Origin of the sequence: Agrobacterium sp. P15N1-A (genome assembly GCF_044626815.1) — a bacterium.
Lineage (GTDB): Bacteria > Pseudomonadota > Alphaproteobacteria > Rhizobiales > Rhizobiaceae > Agrobacterium > Agrobacterium leguminum.
The window spans coordinates 1-2,504 of the sequence record NZ_JBIUPF010000016.1; the positions used below are offsets into that span (position 1 = coordinate 1).

A 2,504-nucleotide genomic window follows, 5' to 3' on the forward strand; every position below is an offset into this window, starting at 1 on the left:
TGTTGGTTTCCGCGCAGAACTGAGCCGGTTAGGCGCATAATTTCCATTGAGAATTGAGCCATGTGAACCTTCCCCCCCAACGCGGAGAGCGACGGGGGCAACGGAGTGATCCACATGGGACTTTTAAATATCATCCGTCGGATGGCGCTGCGCGAGAAGCAGTCGATCCGCGAGATCAGCCGGCGCACGGGACTGTCGCGGAACACGATCGCGAAGTATCTGAACGCCGGTACAATCGAACCAACATTCACGGTACCGGAACGGCCTAGCAAGCTTGACCCTTTTGCCGACAAGCTGGCGGCCTGGCTGAAGACAGAGGCCGGGAAGTCGCGCAAGCAGCGACGAACACTGAAGCAGGTTCATGCCGATCTGGTGGCTCTCGGCTTTACCGGCTCCTATGGTCGGGTTGCCGCCTTCGCCCGTGATTGGCGAGCGGAACGACAACGTGAGCAGCAGACGACGGGCCGCGGCATATTCGTTCCGCTGTCTTTCCGCCCAGGCGAAGCATTCCAATTCGATTGGAGTGAGGACTATGCCGTCATTGGCGGCGAGCGCACGAAGCTGCAGGTCGCGCATATCAAGCTATCGCACAGTCGGGCTTTTCTGGTCAGGGCGTATCTGCTGCAAACGCACGAGATGCTGTTTGACGCCCATTGGCACGGCTTCCGTGTGTTCGGCGGCGTCCCTGCTCGCGGCATCTACGATAATATGAAGACAGCGGTCGATCGCGTCGGCCGGGGCAAGGAGCGACAGGTCAACATCCGGTTCCTTGCGATGACGAACCACTACGTTTTTGCGCCAGAGTTCTGCAATCCCGCCGCAGGCTGGGAGAAGGGACAGGTCGAGAAGAACGTTCAGGATGCCCGACCACGCCTGTGGCAACAGATGCCGGACTTCCCGGATTTGGCAGCGTTGAATCTGTGGCTGGAGCAGCATTGCCAAGACCTGTGGCAGGAGACACCACACGGGAGCCTGCCCGGTTCGATCGCCGATGTTTGGGCTGATGAGCAGCCTGCTTTGATGGCATTGCCCGCCATGTTTGATGGCTTCGTCGAGCAGAGCAAGCGTGTCTCGCCGACATGCCTGATCACCTTCGAACGGAACCGCTACAGCGTGCCGGCCTCCTTTGCTAACCGGCCCGTCAGCCTGCGGATTTATCCTGAGCGGCTGGTCGTTGCAGCCGAGGGCAATATCCTCTGCGAACATCCACGGATCATAGAACGCAGTCACGACAAACCACCGCGAACGATTTATGATTGGCGGCATTACCTTGCCGTTATCCAACGCAAGCCTGGTGCCCTGCGCAATGGTGCTCCCTTCCTGGAATTGCCGCTGGGCTTTCGACAACTGCAGGACCAGATGCTTCGCCGCCCCGGTGGTGATCGTGAGATGGCTGACATCCTCGCTCTCGTCCTTCATCACGACGAACAGGTTGTCGTCAGGGCTGTGGAGCTGGCTCTGGATCAAGGCGTCGCGACCAAGACGCATGTGCTGAACCTGCTGCATCGTCTGATCGATGGGAAGACAACCGACGGTCCTGATATCGACACGCCACAGGCGCTGACCTTGTTGCGTGAACCCAAGGCAAATGTGGAGCGCTATGATGGCCTGCGTGTCCGGATCGTGGGAGGTCGTCATGCGTCATGATCCTGCCAGCGCCGCCGTCGTCATCATGCTCCGTAGTCTGAAGATGTATGGCATGGCCCAAGCGGTCACCGACCTGATCGAGCAAGGAGCACCGGCCTTCGATGCGGCCGTGCCGATCCTGTCTCAATTGCTGAAAGCCGAGATGGCTGAGCGCGAGGTCCGGTCGATTGCCTATCATATGAAGGCAGCGCGCTTTCCTGCCTATAAGGACATCTCTGGCTACGACTTCGCCGCCAGCGAAATCAACGAAGCGACGGTGCGTCAGTTGCATCGATGCGAGTTCATGGACGGAGCGCAGAACATTGTCCTCGTCGGTGGGCCGGGTACAGGCAAAACACACGTCGCGACCGCTCTCGGCGTTCAGGCTATCGAGCATCATCGCCGAAAAGTCCGCTTCTTCTCGACCATCGAATTGGTCAATGCGCTCGAGCAGGAGAAGGCAAAGGGCAAGGCAGGCCAGATCGCCGAGACGCTGGTCCGTCTCGATCTGCTGATCCTTGATGAACTCGGATACCTTCCGTTCAGTGCTTCCGGCGGAGCGCTGCTATTCCACCTGCTGAGCAAGCTCTATGAGCGCACCAGTGTCGTCATCACCACCAACCTCAGCTTCAGCGAATGGGCCACGGTCTTCGGCGACGCCAAGATGACGACAGCTCTGCTCGATCGCCTGACCCACCGTTGCCACATCCTGGAAACCGGTAACGACAGCTTCCGCTTCAAAGCCAGTTCGGCTGCAGCAGCACAGAAGAGAGGAGAAAAGGCCAATCCCTTGACCAAAGCCTGATCACAAAACCATACTCAGAGGTGGCTCACTTCTCGGTGGAAAAACCGGCTCAGTTCTGCGCGGAAACCAACAT

At 58.7% G+C, this 2,504-nt stretch carries 2 protein-coding genes; both read left to right on the forward strand.

From position 1 onward, the window contains the following. The first annotated feature begins 114 nt into the window (after positions 1-114). Positions 115-1,647, forward strand: coding sequence for an IS21 family transposase (gene istA, locus ACIK7D_RS27695; protein WP_400158167.1), 1,533 nt, complete (start codon positions 115-117; stop codon positions 1,645-1,647). Continuing rightward, complete coding sequence (istB, locus tag ACIK7D_RS27700; RefSeq protein ID WP_006699171.1) at positions 1,637-2,431, forward strand: IS21-like element helper ATPase IstB; 795 nt, start codon at positions 1,637-1,639, stop codon at positions 2,429-2,431. Before istA ends, istB begins: the two co-directional genes overlap by 11 nt. The last annotated feature ends 73 nt before the right edge of the window (positions 2,432-2,504 follow it).